The sequence below is a fragment of the Bacillus sp. NTK071 genome (assembly GCF_017303315.1).
In the GTDB taxonomy this organism is placed as follows: domain Bacteria; phylum Bacillota; class Bacilli; order Bacillales; family Guptibacillaceae; genus Guptibacillus.
Window position 1 is genome coordinate 1 of record NZ_JAFKOI010000002.1, and the last position, 17,391, is coordinate 17,391.

19 protein-coding genes, 7 tRNA genes and 1 riboswitch are annotated in these 17,391 nt (G+C 39.0%); of the genes, 10 read left to right on the top strand and 16 right to left on the bottom strand.

The genetic code is table 11. From position 1 onward, the window contains the following. Positions 1–105: 105 nt before the first annotated feature. The 9 genes from JI666_RS04115 to JI666_RS04155 form a co-directional block, all read right to left on the bottom strand. Positions 106–1,044, bottom strand: a complete 939-nt coding sequence (locus JI666_RS04115; RefSeq protein WP_206889314.1) for an HNH endonuclease — start codon at positions 1,042–1,044, stop codon at positions 106–108. Positions 1,045–1,251: 207 nt separating this feature from the next. Continuing rightward, positions 1,252–2,097, bottom strand: coding sequence for a bifunctional 5,10-methylenetetrahydrofolate dehydrogenase/5,10-methenyltetrahydrofolate cyclohydrolase (locus tag JI666_RS04120; protein WP_211201436.1), 846 nt, complete (start codon positions 2,095–2,097; stop codon positions 1,252–1,254). A gap of 40 nt (positions 2,098–2,137) precedes the next feature. Beyond that, positions 2,138–2,221: riboswitch (ZMP/ZTP riboswitch) on the bottom strand. A gap of 196 nt (positions 2,222–2,417) precedes the next feature. After that, a tRNA-Arg gene (locus JI666_RS04125) sits at positions 2,418–2,491 on the bottom strand. Between the two features lie 86 nt (positions 2,492–2,577). Next, a tRNA-Gly gene (locus tag JI666_RS04130) sits at positions 2,578–2,651 on the bottom strand. Between the two features lie 4 nt (positions 2,652–2,655). Next, a tRNA-Gln gene (locus JI666_RS04135) sits at positions 2,656–2,730 on the bottom strand. A 4-nt stretch (positions 2,731–2,734) separates the two neighbouring features. Beyond that, positions 2,735–2,819 (bottom strand) — tRNA-Tyr (locus JI666_RS04140). A gap of 16 nt (positions 2,820–2,835) precedes the next feature. Continuing rightward, positions 2,836–2,912 (bottom strand) — tRNA-Met (locus JI666_RS04145). A gap of 14 nt (positions 2,913–2,926) precedes the next feature. Then, positions 2,927–3,003, bottom strand: a tRNA-Arg gene (locus JI666_RS04150). A gap of 8 nt (positions 3,004–3,011) precedes the next feature. After that, a tRNA-Leu gene (locus JI666_RS04155) sits at positions 3,012–3,096 on the bottom strand. Between the two features lie 189 nt (positions 3,097–3,285). On the opposite strand from JI666_RS04155, the gene kynU reads away from it, so the two are divergent. The 7 genes from kynU (at position 3,286) to JI666_RS04190 (ending at position 8,540) form a co-directional block, all read left to right on the top strand. Next, positions 3,286–4,563, top strand: coding sequence for a kynureninase (kynU, locus tag JI666_RS04160; protein ID WP_206889316.1), 1,278 nt, complete (start codon positions 3,286–3,288; stop codon positions 4,561–4,563). A 63-nt stretch (positions 4,564–4,626) separates the two neighbouring features. Beyond that, positions 4,627–4,812: a hypothetical protein gene (locus JI666_RS04165; protein WP_136947221.1), complete on the top strand. Its 186-nt coding sequence runs from the start codon at positions 4,627–4,629 to the stop codon at positions 4,810–4,812. A gap of 11 nt (positions 4,813–4,823) precedes the next feature. Continuing rightward, positions 4,824–5,105, top strand: a complete 282-nt coding sequence (locus JI666_RS04170; RefSeq protein WP_206889319.1) for a spore coat protein — start codon at positions 4,824–4,826, stop codon at positions 5,103–5,105. 204 nt (positions 5,106–5,309) lie between these two features. After that, positions 5,310–6,689 carry an alanine/glycine:cation symporter family protein gene (locus JI666_RS04175; RefSeq protein WP_206889321.1) on the top strand — a complete coding sequence of 460 codons (1,380 nt, stop codon included), beginning with the start codon at positions 5,310–5,312 and terminating at the stop codon, positions 6,687–6,689. Positions 6,690–6,807: 118 nt separating this feature from the next. Then, complete coding sequence (locus JI666_RS21605; RefSeq protein ID WP_276528442.1) at positions 6,808–6,969, top strand: YjcZ family sporulation protein; 162 nt, start codon at positions 6,808–6,810, stop codon at positions 6,967–6,969. A gap of 106 nt (positions 6,970–7,075) precedes the next feature. Next, positions 7,076–7,609, top strand: a complete 534-nt coding sequence (locus JI666_RS04185; protein ID WP_206889323.1) for a 5' nucleotidase, NT5C type — start codon at positions 7,076–7,078, stop codon at positions 7,607–7,609. A gap of 10 nt (positions 7,610–7,619) precedes the next feature. Continuing rightward, a complete protein-coding gene (locus JI666_RS04190) occupies positions 7,620–8,540 on the top strand; it encodes an NAD(P)/FAD-dependent oxidoreductase (RefSeq protein WP_349769297.1) in 921 nt (306 codons plus the stop codon). A 49-nt stretch (positions 8,541–8,589) separates the two neighbouring features. Here JI666_RS04190 and JI666_RS04195 read toward each other — a convergent pair whose 3' ends face one another. Beyond that, entirely contained in the window at positions 8,590–9,789 is a 1,200-nt protein-coding gene (locus JI666_RS04195) for a D-alanyl-D-alanine carboxypeptidase family protein (RefSeq protein WP_206889324.1), read from the bottom strand. 208 nt (positions 9,790–9,997) lie between these two features. After that, on the bottom strand, positions 9,998–10,159 hold the full coding sequence (locus JI666_RS04200; RefSeq protein WP_206889325.1) for a hypothetical protein: 162 nt from the start codon (positions 10,157–10,159) through the stop codon (positions 9,998–10,000). A gap of 175 nt (positions 10,160–10,334) precedes the next feature. Between JI666_RS04200 and JI666_RS04205 the strand changes: the two genes are divergently transcribed. Continuing rightward, positions 10,335–10,538, top strand: coding sequence for an alpha/beta-type small acid-soluble spore protein (locus JI666_RS04205; RefSeq protein ID WP_098443926.1), 204 nt, complete (start codon positions 10,335–10,337; stop codon positions 10,536–10,538). A gap of 50 nt (positions 10,539–10,588) precedes the next feature. On the opposite strand, the gene JI666_RS04210 is transcribed toward JI666_RS04205, so the two are convergent. The 5 genes from JI666_RS04210 to JI666_RS04230 form a co-directional block, all read right to left on the bottom strand. Further along, positions 10,589–11,086, bottom strand: a complete 498-nt coding sequence (locus JI666_RS04210; RefSeq protein WP_206889326.1) for a hypothetical protein — start codon at positions 11,084–11,086, stop codon at positions 10,589–10,591. A 51-nt stretch (positions 11,087–11,137) separates the two neighbouring features. Beyond that, positions 11,138–11,392 carry a DNA alkylation repair protein gene (locus JI666_RS04215; protein ID WP_206889327.1) on the bottom strand — a complete coding sequence of 85 codons (255 nt, stop codon included), beginning with the start codon at positions 11,390–11,392 and terminating at the stop codon, positions 11,138–11,140. 135 nt (positions 11,393–11,527) lie between these two features. After that, positions 11,528–11,890, bottom strand: coding sequence for a YppE family protein (locus JI666_RS04220; protein WP_206889328.1), 363 nt, complete (start codon positions 11,888–11,890; stop codon positions 11,528–11,530). Positions 11,891–12,037: 147 nt separating this feature from the next. Continuing rightward, positions 12,038–12,535, bottom strand: coding sequence for a MerR family transcriptional regulator (locus JI666_RS04225; protein WP_206889329.1), 498 nt, complete (start codon positions 12,533–12,535; stop codon positions 12,038–12,040). Between the two features lie 337 nt (positions 12,536–12,872). After that, positions 12,873–13,838, bottom strand: a complete 966-nt coding sequence (locus tag JI666_RS04230; RefSeq protein ID WP_206889332.1) for a DUF2515 family protein — start codon at positions 13,836–13,838, stop codon at positions 12,873–12,875. A gap of 98 nt (positions 13,839–13,936) precedes the next feature. Between JI666_RS04230 and recU the strand changes: the two genes are divergently transcribed. Further along, entirely contained in the window at positions 13,937–14,539 is a 603-nt protein-coding gene (gene recU / locus JI666_RS04235; RefSeq protein WP_206889335.1) for a Holliday junction resolvase RecU, read from the top strand. Positions 14,540–14,619: 80 nt separating this feature from the next. Beyond that, entirely contained in the window at positions 14,620–17,319 is a 2,700-nt protein-coding gene (locus tag JI666_RS04240; RefSeq protein ID WP_206889337.1) for a PBP1A family penicillin-binding protein, read from the top strand. Positions 17,320–17,391: the final 72 nt, after the last annotated feature.

Genomic DNA, 17,391 nt, shown 5'->3' on the forward strand with positions numbered 1-17,391 from the left:
GGTTGTTTCCTATCTGTAAATTACGAAAGACCCGATCTGATTCAAATGAATTGTTCGGGTCTTTCTCATGGTTATTTACTTATGTCCCAGCCTCTTTTGAAAATATTAGCTTAATTCATCCTCGTCATCCCTGCTAAAAATGTTCCGTTTATGCCACTTGAGATACACTTTATTCTCAGGATGAATCTGAATTTTTGCACGAGGGATTAATCCATACATCTCAAAATCCTCTTCCTTAATGACAGAAGAAATGTGCAACCGTCCTTGTCCATCAAATGCTATTAATCCTTCATGATAAAGCGCATCATGGTTACTACATAGGAGTAACCCGTTATATGGATCCAATCGCTCTTGGTTTGTGCTATCTTTCCATGGTTTTGATCTGCTTGCTTTTAATAATTCCGGTAAGTTAATTCCACAAATCGCACACTTGTCTTCCCAAAGTGGCATCAGATCTTTCCTGAATTTTTGCTCGCCCCACCGCATTTTTGTTTTCGCTTCAGATTCTATTTCTGTAATTAACGGGACTAATGTGTTCCGTTCAATTTTCCTTACCTCATCAATGGTTAATTCTAATTGTTCTTCATCTACTCGATAAAAATTCGACTCACTAATGAGCTCAAGTAATTTAATAGTTAATTCCTCATTACATGGATACAAATAGCCTGGATTCCCGTTAGCATCATCCTGAAACGGTGCATACTTAAGAGGTAAGAAAGGATAAATTTCATGAAACTGCTCCTTCACATTAACCGGTATATCCAATTCATGATACTCTAACTTCACTAGATACCCTTCATTTGGCTTATGATGATAGGGTAAGGTAGATGGTTTAGGCGCCTCTTTGCAATCTTTCTTTGCAATACTAACGGCAACAATGTTGCCCCTAACATAGTGAAATAATTGATCACCGGCATGTACTTCTTTCAATCGTTTCCAAGAATGAGGTTCATTGCCGCTTTTATCTTCTTTTGGCGACCAAATGACACATGCCTCTTTCTCTTCTCTATATGTATCACCTTGCATAACAATAAAACAATTCATTTTCGTTCCTCCAACATTACTTGCTAATCTCTTTACAATTCTACATGAAATACGCGTATTTTACTCTCATTACACTTCGAATCAATTCATAATAAAAAAGCCAGCTCTCGGCTGGCCTATACTCGTTACGATCGCATATGACGTTCGACAACTTCAATCCCAATCACAATATAACCACTTTTGTATTTAGTATTACTACTCGATAATTTAGTTGAGCGTTTTCTCTGCTGCATCAACCGTATGATTTAGTAGCATAGCAATCGTTACGGGACCTACGCCACCAGGAACAGGTGTAATGTAAGAAGCATTTTCTGCTGCCTGTTCATATTCAACATCACCAATATTCCCTTTGTTGTATCCAGCATCAAGAACAATGGCACCTTTCTTGATCCATTCGCCTTTGATAAATTCTGGTTTACCAACAGCTGCTACGACAATGTCAGCCTGACGTACATGGGATGCTAAATCCTTTGTTCTCGAATGACAGGTTGTCACAGTTGCATTTTGATTTAAAAGTAAAGCAGATACAGGCTTGCCGAGAATAGGACTTCTCCCCACCACTACTGCATGTTTTCCTTCAACTTGAATATCATAATCTTCCATGATTCTCATAATGGCTGCAGGTGTACAAGAAGGATATGTTCCAAACCCAAGTGCTGTTTGTCCGTAACCTGCACTAGTTACTCCATCAACATCCTTATCAATTGAAATCGTTTCAAATGCTAATCTCTCGTCAATTTGAGATGGCACAGGATGTTGAAGTAAAATACCATGGACAGAGTTATCTTCATTTAAATCTGATATCGTTTTTACTAATTCTTCAGTTGTTGTCTCTTTAGACAGATGAATTTTCCTTGAAGTAATTCCTACACGTTCACATGCGTTCCCTTTCATCCTAACATACGTTTCAGACGAAGGATCGTCTCCAACAAGAATAGTAACTAGGCTTGGTGTTACGCCTCGCTCCTTAATAACGCTAACTCTTGTTTTTAATTTTTCCTTTATGCGATTCGCTACGGCTCTACCGTCTAACAATTTCTCGTCATTAATCATATTAATTCCTCCTGAACAATGGTAAAGAGTGAAGTATTTAACTCTTTGCCCAGACGACCGGCAATGTACATGGCAGCTCCCCTGTGGTTAGTTCCACACTTTGTCGTCAGTTACTGCAATGTATGGTTTCTACGGATATATTAGCATATTTTCAATATTAATCAAATGATCTGTGCGGAAATGCCTTGTAAAAGTTAATAAAATACGAACATTCTTTTATAATGTTCGGTTTTAACTTAAAAAGCATATCATTCACTAGGCTTATTATAATTCAAAAAAACCTCTGAGTGTATAACACTCAGAGGTTTTTCTAATTCGTATGCGCCTTAGAGGATTCGAACCTCTGACCCACAGCTTAGAAGGCTGTTGCTCTATCCTGCTGAGCTAAAGGCGCATGATATAATTGGCAACTAATTGATAGTATACCACGTTTTGCTTTCTACAGGAAGTCACTTTCATAATGAATCTTGTAGAAATTTATGGAGCGGGTGATGGGGATCGAACCCACGACATCAGCTTGGAAGGCTGAGGTTTTACCACTAAACTACACCCGCATTATGGCTGGGCTAGCTGGATTCGAACCAGCGCATGACGGAATCAAAATCCGTTGCCTTACCGCTTGGCTATAGCCCATTGATGGTGGAGGGGGACGGATTCGAACCGCCGAACCCGGAGGGAGCGGATTTACAGTCCGCCGCGTTTAGCCACTTCGCTACCCCTCCACGATGAAATTGTAATTGGTAGCGGCGGAGGGGATCGAACCCACGACCTCACGGGTATGAACCGTACGCTCTAGCCAGCTGAGCTACACCGCCACTTACATTATGTATGGTGCGCCCGAGAGAAGTCGAATCCCTAACCTTCTGATCCGTAGTCAGACGCTCTATCCAATTGAGCTACGGGCGCAAATTATATGGTGCGGGTGAAGGTACTTGAACCCCCACGTCGTAAGACACTAGATCCTAAGTCTAGCGCGTCTGCCAATTCCGCCACACCCGCATGTGCTTTGTTGTGTATCAGCGACGTTTTATATAATATCATTGAACATCTTAAGAAGTCAATCATTATTCTAAAAAAACTTATAGATTTTTTCATTTACATTCTAGCAATGCGCCAAGTTAAGGTTGAAAGCGTTGACAGAGACGCAAGCCTTTCATACGATTAGTTGTATAAAAGGAGCTGAGTATTATGAGTTTATCACAGAGTATTAGGTATGCAAAAGAATTTGATAATAAAGATCCACTTTCAGACTTTAGAAAAGAATTCTATTTACAACCAAATACCATTTATATGGATGGTAATTCATTAGGTTTACTCTCCAAAAAAGCTGAAGCATCCCTCCTTCAATCATTAAATGATTGGAAGGTAAATGGAATAGATGGTTGGACTGAAGGTAACGAACCATGGTTCTATATGGCTGAGAAAATCGGAAAAATGACTTCTTCACTAATCGGAGCCCTTCCAAAAGAAACCATCACAACAGGATCCATTACGACGAACCTTCATCAAATGTTGTCCACTTTCTACAAGCCTGAGGGAAACAAAACAAAAATTCTGGCTGATTCTCTAACATTCCCATCTGATGTCTATGCTATTAAAAGTCAGCTCACGCTTCATGGTTTATCACCAGACCTTCACTTAATGCAAGTAAAGAGTGATGACGGGAGAACCATTAATGAAAAGGATATTATTAATGCAATGGATGATGACGTTGCTCTTATCCTTCTCCCTTCTGTACTATACCGAAGTGGACAGCTTTTGGATATAAAGGCATTAACTGAAGCTGCACACCAAAAAAACATTATTATTGGTTTTGATCTTGCTCATTCAATTGGTGTAGTTCCACATGAATTGCATGAATGGGGTATTGATTTTGCCGTATGGTGTACATACAAATATTTAAATAGCGGACCTGGTGGTGTTGGTGGGCTTTTTGTTCACGAGAAACATCTTGGAATGCGACCTGGTCTAGCTGGGTGGTTCAGTTCAAAAAAAGAAGTGCAGTTTGATATGAGTCATGACCTAGATCACGCAACATCTGCTGGTGCTTATCAAATCGGTACACCTCATATCTTTAGTATGGCACCATTAATTGGTTCTTTAGAGCTCTTCCAACAGGCCGGGATCGAGTCAATCCGTAGCAAATCATTGTCATTAACTCGTTACCTCATGAACCTTACAGAAGATACACTAAGTCCTTTTGGATTCTCAATAGCAAATCCAACGGAAGATGAACAGCGTGGTGGACATGTATGTCTTGAACATTCTGAAGCAGCCAGAATTTGCAAGGCGTTAAAAGCAAATGGAGTCGTCCCTGATTTCCGCTCTCCGAATGTTATTCGGTTGGCCCCAATTGCTCTATATTCTTCATATGAAGATGTTTGGAACGTCGTTCAAATCCTCCACGATATCATGAGCAAGGAAAAGTATAAGCAATACTCAAATGAACGAAATGTGATTGCTTAATTGTGTATATAATCCTCCCTTTTCTTCATAATAAAAAAGATTGAATTTAAGGAGGGAATCTTGATGGCGCAATTAAACGAACTTGAACTTCAAAATCTTCGTCATATGATTGGTGGACATGAAACGCTCGCCAACAAACTTGATTCATACGCCCAATCTTGCACGTGTCCAGAATTAAAGCAAATGTTACAAAATGATGCACAGGATGCACGAAATACGAAACAACAGTTAATGGGATTTTTAAGTTAAGGAGGGATCTTATGAACGAAAAAGATATGGTTAATGATTATTTATCCGTATTAAACAGTAGCTTAAGCGGCTATGGTAATGTTATTTCACAAGCTGATAATCAGCAACTTCGTGAAGCATTGCAACAAATTCGAAACACAGATGAGCAAAGACAATACAACTTATATCAATACGCCAAGCAGAAAGGCTATTACCAGCCTGCTGCTGCTGCTCAAGCAAATGAAATTCAAGAAGTTAAAAACCAGCTTAGCGCTCAGCCGTCTCAAGATAACAAACCTCCACAGGCTCACTAACCAACAGCCGGATCTTCCGGCTGTTTCTTTATGTCGTGGCACTGTTAATCAAAATAGCTGCTATAACGAGTGATTCGAAATAACTCTTTTCTTTCATTGAGCCTATGTCTATGTGCTCATTTTTGAAGGATGACGGAAATGACGTTTCGCGCTCCCACTTATTGGATATTAACTATATAACCTAAAATAGGGAGAGATGTTATTATGGATAGTATTTTAAATGCTGTTACTGAATTTTCTGCTTTCATCTGGGGCTATCCTATGATGATTTTGCTACTTGGGGGTGGTTTGTTTTTAACGATCCGCCTGGGATTTTTTCAAATTATATTCTTCCCACATGCTTTAAAACATACAATCGGCAAGATATTTCAGAAAGAAAAAGGCGATGGAACTATATCTCCTTTTCAGGCGTTTGCATCAGCACTCGCTTCCACTGCAGGTGCGACAAACATTGTCGGCGTACCAGTTGCAATAGCTTTTGGTGGACCTGGCGCTATCTTCTGGATGTGGGTTGTCTCCATTATTGGTATGTCCACTAAGTTCTCTGAAATTGTTCTTGGTATTAAATACCGAGAAGAAAAAGAAGATGGGGAATACGTTGGCGGACCAATGTACTACATAAAAAAAGGACTAGGATGGAAATTCGCTTCATCGCTATTTGCGTTTGGACTAATGATTGAAATTATTCCAGGTGTGATGGTACAAACGAACTCCATTTCAACCCTTACCGAAAGCTCATTTGGTTTGCCTACTTGGGTAACTGGAGCTATTTTAATTGTCTTGATCTCCATCGTTGTATTTGGTGGTATCAAGAGGATCGGCGCTGTTGCAGAAAAGATTGTTCCTTTTATGGTTGTTACATATATTGCAGGTGCTATAGGTGTAATGGCAATCAATATTGATCAATTCCCTGAGGTAATGAAGTTAATTTTCATCCATGCTTTTCAACCTATTTCAGCAGCTGGTGGATTTGCCGGTGCAGGGTTTGCAGCGGCTGTTCGTTGGGGTCTTGCGAGAGGACTTTATTCTAATGAAGCTGGAATGGGTACAGCATCGATTGCCCATTCTGCTGCACATACGCCACACCCCTGCAGACAAGGATTATGGGGAATCTTCAGCGTCTTTATTGATACTATTGTGCTTTGTACAATCACTGCATTCACAGTACTACTGTCAGGCGCATGGAAGGATGTCAAACCTGCAAATGCAGCTGATATGGTTTCAGATGCATTCTCAGGATTAATGGGACCAACATGGGGACCCATTTTCGTTTCTTCTTTATTATTAATCTTTGTCATCAGCACGATTGGCGTCCTTGTCTTCTATGGAGAGAAACAGGCAGAATATTTATTCGGAATACCTTTTTCAAAAGTAATGAGATTTATTTATATCCTTTCTATTTTTGTAGGTGCTATAGGTGGCCTTCAATTTATCTGGGAACTAGTTGATATTACTCTGGCATTGTTTGTTGTACCAAACGTTATCGCAATCTTGTTCTTGAGTAAGGAAGTTAAAGAACTAACAGATGATTATCGATTTAACTTCATAAGACAACAGGTGAAAGACAAAGGAATTAGCTCTTAATGTAGCTATTCTTTTCTAGTTTTTCACCTAATTTCTACTCCCCCTCCGCTCTTGCCTATATCTTTTTTAGACGAATACATACAGTGGTAAAGAAAGAGAAATTAAAGGGGGACCTTATATGTACCATGCAAACAATGCACCTTATGGAAATGAACCTTATCAGCCTGTAGCTGGAGCTGGGTATGGCATGCCTTGCCGCCCTGCAGGAAATGGGTTTGCGCTCATTGTTGTACTTTTTATCCTACTTATCATCGTAGGAACAGCTTTCGTTAAATGCTAATAAACAGAGCAAGGACCATAAGGTTCTTGCTTTCTTTATGAAGAATTGTCGCGAATACTGTTCACTGTTATAGTAAAGTGGAATGTGATATGAAAGAAGTGAGCTAATGAAAACGTTACTAATTGATATGGACTCCGTTATTTGCGATCTTATGTCTGAATGGCATAAACGATACAACGAAGACTATAATGATAATTTATCTGTTGAGAAGCTTAAGTGCTGGCGATCAGAAGACTATGTTAAAGCTGAATGTGGGAAGAAAATTTACGATTATCTAGATAAAGCTGGTTTGTTTCTGCACCTTGAACCTCTACCAAACGCGATTGACGTATTAAAACGGATCAGTCAGCATTATGATGTCCTTATTGTTACAAGTAGCCGTACATACGCATACACTGAGAAAGAATTGTGGGTAGAAAAGCACCTTCCCTTTATAGGAAAGAAGAATTTAATCTTCTCCCATCGAAAAGAAATGATTCGAGGAGATTTGCTTTTTGATGATGCACCACATAATTTGATTGCATTTAATGAAACAGGTAGAACTGCAGTGGCAATGAACTATGAATATAATAAGCAAGTCGATGTTCCTCGTGTGAATAATTGGTTAGAATTCGAGAAGTGGCTTTCAACATGGAAGTGAGGAGAAACCTGTGATTCAGAAAAAGATAGTCGATTTACTCATTATTGGCGGAGGACCAGCTGGCATTTCAGCTGCGATATGGGCGAAGCGTTTGGGACTTAATCACCTCTTACTTGAGGCACGAACAGAGCTTGGTGGACAATTATCAGACATTCATAACAAGATTATAGACTACCCTGGTATGATCGTAGAAAACGGACTTGAGCTCCAAGAGCAGTTTAAGCAGCACGCTCAGAATATTGACTTCAATTTTGAAATTGGTACTATAGTTGAATCGATTAATTGGGGTGAGAAATTGCTTTTCACTAATACGAATGCAATCTACCAGTTTCGTTCAATACTTGTGGCAACTGGCTCTTCACCAAGAAAATTAAGGGTACCTGGTGAACAAAAGATGATCGATAGAAATGAAGTGTACTCTGCTACAAGAGACAAAGATAAATTCAGTGGAAAAGATGTAGCTGTTATTGGAGGAGGAGACCGTGCTTTTGAGGGTGCTCTTTTACTAGCAGAAGCAGGAGCTAATGTATCTTTAATCCATCGTTCCGAACAATTTAAAGCTAGAAAAGAATTTAAGGATCCAGTCATACAACATGACAATATTAACGTAATTACCAATACGATTGTGACAGAAATACAAGGTGGTAGTAGAAAACAAATAACACTGTCTACTAATGACAGTAGATCCACAATTTCAGTGGAAGGAGTTTTCATTCGAATCGGTGTTGAACCGAATACATATGCATTTAAAGATGGGATCTCTCTTGATCATGAAGGGTATATAACCTGTGCTTCAGAAGGGCAAACGTCACTTCCTTATGTCTATGCTGCAGGAGACGTTTGCACACGCCCTCTTTTATCAAGTATTGCTTCTTCCGTTGGCCAGGGTATGACAGCAGTTAAATGTTTATCATTCTTTTTAAATGATTAGAAAAAAGGACCACAAGGGTCCTTTTTTGTATGTGATTTGGCACTTCCTATCAATATGGAAAAGTTCTTGACCTTCTTTTGTTTGGTTTACTCCCAATAAATAGTGCAATCATTATTAGTGTAAAAACGCTAATACCAATATAAAATATCAACTTGCTCGATATTGAAAAGGGATCTTTTTCTTTTTCATTTGTTGTGGACGCTACCTTAGTAGCATCTTTCGAAGAAGTAGACTCTGTATTAGAACTAGATAGCCACTCAGAATCAAGTACTGATTGGATGGAACCAGTATCACTCTCCAACCTTCCAGAATCATTAACGGAAATCTCCACCGCTTGATTATCCTGCTGAAAAAGCGTTAGATCTTCTGCTAAAAAATATTCCTTACCTTCTCGTTCTGCTAGCTCAGTTCCTTCTTCAAAAACGACTGGAGAAAAAGCGTCAAAACCGTAATTCAAAAGAGTTAGCGTATCTTGATAAGCAATTTGATCATCGGTTGCTTTCATCGTAACAGCAATTAATTCCTGATTTCCTTTAGTCGCTGTAGTAACAAGGGTAAATCCTGATTCTGATACAAATCCATTCTTTCCACCAGTTACAAAAACATAATCAAGCAATAAACGATGATGATTAATTAAGGTCGTATTCCAATCTTCACCGCTCCATTCAAGTTCTTTAACACCAAATATAGATTTGAATTGCTGATTTTTCATTGCATACTGAGTAATCTTCGCCATATCTTCGGCAGTCGTTACATGCTGGACGTCAAATAAGCCATGGGGATTTGTGAAATGACTATTTTCCACTCCTACTTCCTCTTTTACAAACGTATTCATATCATCTGCAAAAGAGTCGACACTCCCGCTCAAATGTTCGGCAATTGCAATAGCAGCATCGTTTCCTGAGTTAACGAGCATACCTTTCACTAATTGTTCTAATGGTACTATTTCACCCTCTTCGAGATATACTCTCGTTCCATCCACTTCTCGAGCTTTCTTACTCACTTCTGTTGAATCACTCATTTTCCCAGATTCTACTGCCATTAATGCTGTTACAATTTTTGTAATGCTCGCTGGGTACATTTCTTTTTGACTATTCTTCTCAAAGAGGATTTGACCTGTCTTCCCATCAATTAGAATAGCGGTTTCACTTTTAATGTCTGGGGGTTGTTGAGCTAATAACGTTTCAGGAAATAGAAAGGCTGTCATAATGACAACAACTGGAATAAGCCAAATCTTTTTTCGAATCATGGATGCTCCTCTTTCTTTCATGCTATTTAGAGTGTTCGTATTAAATTAGAATGTGATGTCTAGTACAAAAGACCTGATCCGAACACTATTATAGCTAATGAGGAGCAAATTTAATACAACTATTTAATTATGATTCGTATGACTTACTCTTATATAATTATCTTTTATAATTCTACTAAAATAAAAAACCGCTAAAAGCGGTCTATAGTTAGCATGCATGAGATACTTTCCACTTCTCTACTATATCCTGCGGTGCACTCCAGCATATCCAGGAAACAAGAACTTTGTTCTCTTGTGAAACCATCCAATACTCCCACCTTCTCTTATCAGGGTTTTGATACAAACCAGACTTCTTAACGAAACGCTCCACCTTGTCATCTCCTCCAGTACACATATCATTATGTAAATAATTCGATGTTAACTAGCGTAATCCTTCAAAATATTCAGAATTCAATAGTTGTTATTCTACCATTATGTTCCTCTTATCTTTTTGTATATGAATTTACGTTACTGAGCATTATATTAGTCAAGGAGGTGTACACAACATGGCAAACAATAATAGTTCAAACAATCTGGTAGTCCCTGGTGTACAACAAGCTTTAGATCAAATGAAGTACGAAATTGCTAGCGAATTTGGCGTACAACTTGGTCCAGACTCCACAGCTCGCTCTAACGGTTCTGTTGGAGGAGAAATCACAAAGCGCCTTGTCCAAATGGCTGAACAGCAAATGGGCGGCGGAAGCTACTAATTATTAAGCGAATAGCATGGTTATAGGAGGCGGAGAAATCCGCCTCCTTCTTATTCGTTAAGCAATTGTGATGTTTGAACGGCATATTCGATAAGTTCTGAAAGGTCACTTATTTGATCTTCATTAATTCGTCGATTAAATTCTAGTTTAATGTGACTAGTTAGTTCTTCCTCTTGATCATGAACAAAAGAAACCGTCTGTTGAATTGATGGCCGATAACCCCAAATACTTCTTATATCTTCCTCAATATCAACACATTCCTCTGTATCTGAGATCGACACGTCAAAACTAATTCTAATTTCACAACCCGGGTTGCCATTTTCAAGCTGAAGCTGTTCAGCGCTAAAGCTTGCAAGATCGGCATAAAGTCCAATGGTAACTTTAACATGTGGATTCTCATTGAATTGCACTTCATACACACGTGATAGTGATGCAAGGTCAACAAGATCCTTTCGATCAATAATCGAGATCTCTCCCTCAAGATCTCGATCATACAATTCTCCTTCTAGAACTACTTTCACGTTCTCATAAATCGTTGGATCAAACATTCAATCCCCTCCTGCTTTTCCACTATACCACGAATTCAGGAGGACCATAAGTTAAGTACTAGACCGAGGATGAGAACGTGCAAATTGAATGAATGTTTCTTCATCACCAATTTCTCCACACGCTGCACACTGAATGCGCATTTCTGGACCTTTATACGCTAAATGAAATGGATCTGTTGCACCTTCTTCCATAACCGATACGACTTCTCCAGATTCAGGATCAAGCTTTACAGAGGTTGCGCGTTGTTCGATTTTATTAAATCTCATTCGATTTGTTTTACACCTTGGACATAAATAAGCTGTCATAGTGTCACTCCCTTTTTCTATAGTGTTTCTCAACGTTGGGAATTTTTATACATGTAATACGGTATGTGAAATTTAATTAAATTTCACATAGAATTCCTAAGTTCCCTCAAAAAATTAAACGAGCTGTATGCTCGTTTATTCGGCCTGTTCAAGTAACTTTTCAAGAACATACTCAATTGATTGGACACGCTCATTAAACTTCTTAGGTCCAGTATCTTTTTGCCATGCAACAACGGATACCATTTCGAGATTTTCAAACGTATTTTTAATTTGAATGGGATACAAATACTTTGGCTTATTCTCCATCACCCATTCTCTTGCGAGTGGTTCCCATTCCTTTAGAAGCGCAAGTGTTCGATCGGCAAAGGGTTTTACTTCCTCATAGAAATTAACTTCATATTCATCCAAATTCGTCCTTGTCGCATATTGATGTCGTGCTTCTTCATTCATTTCTAATAACTCTTTCGTTAATCGTAATAGCTTATCGGTTTGTTTCATAACAGTCACTCCTATCAAATCTATCCTAACATAGAATCTTAACAATTTTCATAAAGAGTACCTATTCTAGAACAAGTCTAAGATGACAAACAAAAAACCTTATATCCCAATTGGACATAAGGCCAGAAGTGAACCATTATACAGTTGCTAGAAGCTGAATAAACTCATGATCCATGGACGCTTTACTTTGCCCGACGACTGACCTACTGCCTCCTGAATAGATGTATGATCTTCAAGTTCTATTAATTTCTCTTCTAAAGAAGTTACTTTCTTTACAAGTTCATCTAGTTCAGACCGATGCTGAAGAACTTGCACTGTAATTACTTCATTAGCTTTTTCCTCTAACTGACGCTCAAGTTGCTCTAATCTAACACTAAAGCGATCAAGTCGTTGTTCAAATCTTTCTTGAGAAATGACCTTAATGTCAGATGATTTTTCAGTTGAGCCCGCTTTAATTTTCTCCATTGAATAACCCCTTCGCAAATCATTTTTAATTGATTTTAACTCCTCCAAGGTATCATTGGTGAATAAGAAGTGCCCTAGTTCATTTTTCTCACACGATAACTCAAAATACTTAACCCAGCGCTGAACAGTAGTAGGGTTTACACCAAGTTCATCTGAAACCTGCTTCGTTTTTAATAACATGCAATCCCATCCCTTCTGTCAATCACAGGCCCTTAGCCTGTTATATTGTATTGGATATATTCGCCCTGTCTTAAGTCATTGCCTTCTTCACTGACAAAACTAGAACCGTTTCGGCAAAGGTAGTGGTTTACCGCTAAAGGGAGATGAATTCGACACGCTGAAAGAATGATTTTGTAACATCTGCTCACACTAATAAGAGGAGGTGAGATTCAATGAGCAAAAAGCAGAAGTTAGAAAAAACAGCTAGAAAAAGACAACCTAATCAAGAAGAAACAAGAACAGGTTATGGCAATAAAAAAATTGAAGGTCCAGACCGCCCTTCAACTTAATCGCAGAGTTAACCCCTGCGCTTTTGCTTCAATAAATTCTGAAATTCAATTCCGATTCTGATTTGACTTCTTTTCCCTTCGTACCATTCTGTAACTTCAAGCTTGTCGGGCAGCGTTACTTCATTATTCAGGAGCTTTTGAACGTAACGCTGGCCCATATACCAGTCTGTCTTCTCTTCTTGGTGATGCTGAATAATCGGGTAAACCATCCTTAACATCGGACCTTCTCGCCTTTTCCCCATATACCGTTCATAATCATATCGTGATCCTGTTGGACAAACTGTTGCTGAAAAATGATAAAATTCCTTAAAATATAGGGGATGAAATAAAAGCGAACCAAGTTTTTTACCTAACTCTATTCGATTTCTCGTATGTCGGAAGCCGCTTACTGACAAACCATATAGACTTCCTTTTACTGTAGGAAACAACACAGTACTGAAGTGAAACCAGTCTTGCACTGTAAAAACCATCGAACGAAACACTTTTTTTGCATAAAGGTGGTGTTGCAATATAGGTACTTCAATTACATGTTGTTCATTAATAATAAGTGCAACCATTAGTCGTTCCTCATCACGCGTTAAAAAGAAAGATTCCCACTCCCCAAGCATAAATTCTGAAACGTTAAATGCCCTGCAGTAGTGCATAACAGATTCATTGCATTCTTTGCTTCTTGCATAGAGGAGAAGCTGAGGTACTGCATCGTGAAAGATCGTCCAATTAGCGCGTTCATATGCTAGAAAAAGATGCTTCAATTGATCCTCTTCTAATACTCTTGGAAACCATTCACCTTTTAAATCGCTCATACTCCAACCAGCATTTCGAGAAACCATAGACGCAAGGAACGCCCACTTGATTTCAGGGTGTTGGTTATAAAAATTGTTATAAAATACGGTACGTGAAATATTATCAACATTCCAGGTTGCTGTTATTTTCTTGATTTCTTCAATTGTTTGAATTAAGTTGTCATTCTTCATTTATTTTTCACCTGCTTGAAACATTTTTGTCGTACAACTCGTTATAATTAAAGTAGAATAGATTCAGTGCACGTTTTACATAAGAAAGGATGATTATAATGCCGATTCGATATCCGAATGGAAAGCCCTACGTCCCTTCGGCCCAGAATCAGCTCGCAAGCCAGAAACAAAAATCATACAGCAATCGTGGAATGACACTTGAAGAAGATATTAACCAGAGTAATACGTATTATCTCTCAACAGGTAAAGCTGTTATACACAAGAAGCCTACTCCCGTTCAAATCGTGAACGTGGATTATCCGAAAAGAAGTGCTGCCGTCATTAAAGAAGCATATTTTAAACAAGCTTCTACGACCGATTACAACGGTGTTTATAATGGAAGATACATTGATTTTGAAGCGAAAGAGACACGCAATAAAACCTCTTTCCCTTTGAGTAACTTCCATGAACATCAAATCACACATATGAAGCAAGTTCATGAGCAGAATGGTATTTGCTTCGTGCTGCTTCGCTTTTCTATCACAGACCAGGTGTTTTATTTGGATGCATCTCACCTCTTTAAGCACTGGGAAGATATGGAATTTGGTGGCAGGAAATCTATTAAGAAGGAAGACATAGAGAAACAAGGTATATTGATTCCATATACCTTTCAACCTCGCATTGACTATATGAAGATTATTGATAAAATGTATTTCAATTAATGAAGTTCTGTTTCTATTCATAAAATAATGGATTGTTTCGAATCCTATAAAGAGTACAGGCTTGAAAGGCAGGAATGGTTATGAGTGATTATCAATCTCGTCAAGAACGACGTAAATCAAACAGCAAGAAAAAACCTCCTTCTAAAAAGCGAGGCAAAAGCGGAATTTTCAAGAAAATCTTTCTAACACTTCTTATATTATTTCTAGTTGGAATTGCAGCTGGAGGCATTACAGCAATAGCTTATATTAATAATGCACCAGAGCTCGATCCAGATGACCTCGCTAACCCACAATCTTCTGTTATCCTCGATAAGAGTGATGAAGAAGTTCAAACTCTAGCTGGTACTGGTGCTAGAGAAGTTGCAAAGTTTGATGAAATTCCAGATGTGCTTAAAGAAGCATTTGTTTCTGTGGAAGATACTCGCTTCTACGAGCATTTTGGGATTGACCCTAGACGAATTGGTGGTGCCGTCTTAGCGAACATCACACAGGGCTTTGGCGCTGAGGGTGCAAGTACAATTACACAACAAGTAATTAAAAACTCATTGCTTACATCCGAAAAATCGTTAGAACGGAAAGTACAGGAAGCTTATTTATCCGTTAAACTTGAACAGGAATATTCGAAAGATCAAATTCTTGAAATGTATTTGAATAAGATCTATTTCGGAAATGGTGCTTGGGGTGTCGTCGCTGCTGCTGATACTTACTTTGGCAAGAACCTTACTGAAGAAGATTTGACTCCTGGTGAAGCTGCATTGCTTGCAGGTCTTCCACAGCGACCTAGTTACTATAACCCTTATGAAAATCCTGACGCTGCAACAAAGCGCAAAAACATTGTTCTAAGTCTTATGGAAAAACAAGGCGTTATTACTGGTGAAGAATTAGATAAATACCAGGCTGAAAAAGTAGAAGATATGATTGTCACAAAAAAGGAAGCCACAGAAAGTGATCAGTATAAGGTCTTCATGGATCAAGTTGTAAAAGAATTAAGAGAGCGTGACGATATTTCTGAAAAAGATATCTACTCTGGGGGCCTTAAGATCTATACGACCCTTGATACACGTGCGCAGGACATTACAACGGATGTAATCGCAAACTACCCTTATTCTAATGAAGACATGCGATCAGGTCTCGTGCTACTTGATACCAAAACTGGTTCTATTCGTGCAATTGGCGAAACACGTAAAGATGAAAACGTAATAACGTATGCGACAACTGGTAAATTCCAACCTGGATCTACAGCAAAGCCAATCATTGCTTACGGTCCAGCAATTGACAATATGCAGTGGTCAACTGGACGGTCCATTAAAGATGAACCGCTTAAAATTGGCGAAGCAAACATCCGTAACTGGGACAGAAACTATCGTGGACAGGTTTCTATGAGAAGAGCGCTTGAAATGTCCTACAACGTTCCTGCTGTTAACACATTCCTTGAAGTAGGAGAAAAACCAGCTCAGGAATTTGCTAATAAGCTAGGTATGGGACTAGAAGATGAAGACATGGTTCCTACTGCAGCGATAGGTACATTTAGTACGTCGCCACTCCAAATGTCAGGGGCTTATGCTGCATTCGGTAATGGAGGAACTTACAACAAGCCACATACAGTACGAAAAGTTGTTTTCCCTAACGGCAAAGAAATGAATCTTGAGCCAGAATCAGTGAAAGCAATGAATGACTACACAGCTTACATGATTAGCGATATGTTGAAATCAGTAGTAGATACAGGAACAGGAACAGATGCTAAAATATCCGGTCTTCCTGTTGCTGGTAAAACAGGTACGACGAACCATGACGCAGACACAATCCAAAAGCAAGGTTTTCCTACCTCTGGAATTGTTAAAGATGCTTGGTTTGCAGGTTATACTACCGAGTATTCTATGGCCGTTTGGACTGGTTTTAATAAGCCAAATGCTCATTATCTTGACTCAGGAAAAGGCGAAGACGATACTTCAAAACTCTTATTTAAAGAAATTATGAGTAAGGTGTCTGAAGGAATTAATACAGCTGACTTTAAAAAACCTGACTCTGTTGTAGAAGTTGGGGTTGAGAAAAGTACCGGCTTACTTCCTAGTGATTACACACCTAAAGATAAAATTGTGTATGAGCTATTTGTAAAAGGACATACGCCAGAGAAAACATCTGAGAAGTATAAACAACCTGATGGGGTCACTGGATTATCTGCGCAATACAACGCAGACTCAAATAGCATTGCACTTTCTTGGCAGCCTGGTGAGGATAAGAAATTCACATACAAAGTTGAGATGAGCGTTAACGGTAGTGGATATCAATCCTTAACTGATACAGGAGACACCAGCTTTGCCATTGAAAATGTAGAAAAAGGTAGCGAATATAAGTTTAAAGTAACAGCTGTTACTGAAGCAGGCGTCTCTACTAAACCTGCTGAAACCTCTGTTTCCGTTCCAGCAGAAGCTGAACCAGAGCCAGAGCCTGAAGAGAACACTGACGAAGAAGGCACTCCTCCTGAAGATGGTAGTGGAGAAGGTGATACTACTGGTAATGGCGAGCAAAATGGTAATGCGAATCAGGGAGAAGAAGAACAACCTCCTGCTGAGGATAATAGTGGAACACCAAATGAAGGTAATAATGGCGGTCAAAATGATGGCCAGGGTAACGCGGGGTCTGAAAATGGTAACGGCGCTGATACAGGTTCTGGAAGTGGAAACTCAGGGTCTGATTCAGGTAATGATGGAACTAGTTCTAACAGTCAATCCAACGCACCCGCTTCAAACAGTACGACACCCAAAAACCAAAATGAATAATTGTTTCAAAACTAGAGAAAAGCCAAACCTTCTAAGGTTTGGCTTTTCTAATGGTCAATTTCCTTCTTCAGC

What these genes read in the sequence shown, in the direction of transcription:
- JI666_RS04165 (WP_136947221.1), top strand. Translation starts at nt 4,627, where the DNA reads ATGGCGCAATTAAACGAACTTGAACTTCAAAATCTTCGTCATATGATT.
- recU (WP_206889335.1), top strand. Translation starts at nt 13,937, where the DNA reads ATGCCGATTCGATATCCGAATGGAAAGCCCTACGTCCCTTCGGCCCAG.
- JI666_RS04215 (WP_206889327.1), bottom strand. Translation starts at nt 11,392, where the DNA reads ATGACAGCTTATTTATGTCCAAGGTGTAAAACAAATCGAATGAGATTT.
- JI666_RS04115 (WP_206889314.1), bottom strand. Translation starts at nt 1,044, where the DNA reads ATGAATTGTTTTATTGTTATGCAAGGTGATACATATAGAGAAGAGAAA.
- JI666_RS04230 (WP_206889332.1), bottom strand. Translation starts at nt 13,838, where the DNA reads ATGAAGAATGACAACTTAATTCAAACAATTGAAGAAATCAAGAAAATA.
- JI666_RS04120 (WP_211201436.1), bottom strand. Translation starts at nt 2,097, where the DNA reads ATGATTAATGACGAGAAATTGTTAGACGGTAGAGCCGTAGCGAATCGC.
- JI666_RS04170 (WP_206889319.1), top strand. Translation starts at nt 4,824, where the DNA reads ATGAACGAAAAAGATATGGTTAATGATTATTTATCCGTATTAAACAGT.
- JI666_RS21605 (WP_276528442.1), top strand. Translation starts at nt 6,808, where the DNA reads ATGTACCATGCAAACAATGCACCTTATGGAAATGAACCTTATCAGCCT.
- JI666_RS04220 (WP_206889328.1), bottom strand. Translation starts at nt 11,890, where the DNA reads ATGAAACAAACCGATAAGCTATTACGATTAACGAAAGAGTTATTAGAA.
- JI666_RS04225 (WP_206889329.1), bottom strand. Translation starts at nt 12,535, where the DNA reads ATGTTATTAAAAACGAAGCAGGTTTCAGATGAACTTGGTGTAAACCCT.
- JI666_RS04240 (WP_206889337.1), top strand. Translation starts at nt 14,620, where the DNA reads ATGAGTGATTATCAATCTCGTCAAGAACGACGTAAATCAAACAGCAAG.
- JI666_RS04195 (WP_206889324.1), bottom strand. Translation starts at nt 9,789, where the DNA reads ATGATTCGAAAAAAGATTTGGCTTATTCCAGTTGTTGTCATTATGACA.
- JI666_RS04205 (WP_098443926.1), top strand. Translation starts at nt 10,335, where the DNA reads ATGGCAAACAATAATAGTTCAAACAATCTGGTAGTCCCTGGTGTACAA.
- JI666_RS04185 (WP_206889323.1), top strand. Translation starts at nt 7,076, where the DNA reads ATGAAAACGTTACTAATTGATATGGACTCCGTTATTTGCGATCTTATG.
- JI666_RS04175 (WP_206889321.1), top strand. Translation starts at nt 5,310, where the DNA reads ATGGATAGTATTTTAAATGCTGTTACTGAATTTTCTGCTTTCATCTGG.
- kynU (WP_206889316.1), top strand. Translation starts at nt 3,286, where the DNA reads ATGAGTTTATCACAGAGTATTAGGTATGCAAAAGAATTTGATAATAAA.
- JI666_RS04210 (WP_206889326.1), bottom strand. Translation starts at nt 11,086, where the DNA reads ATGTTTGATCCAACGATTTATGAGAACGTGAAAGTAGTTCTAGAAGGA.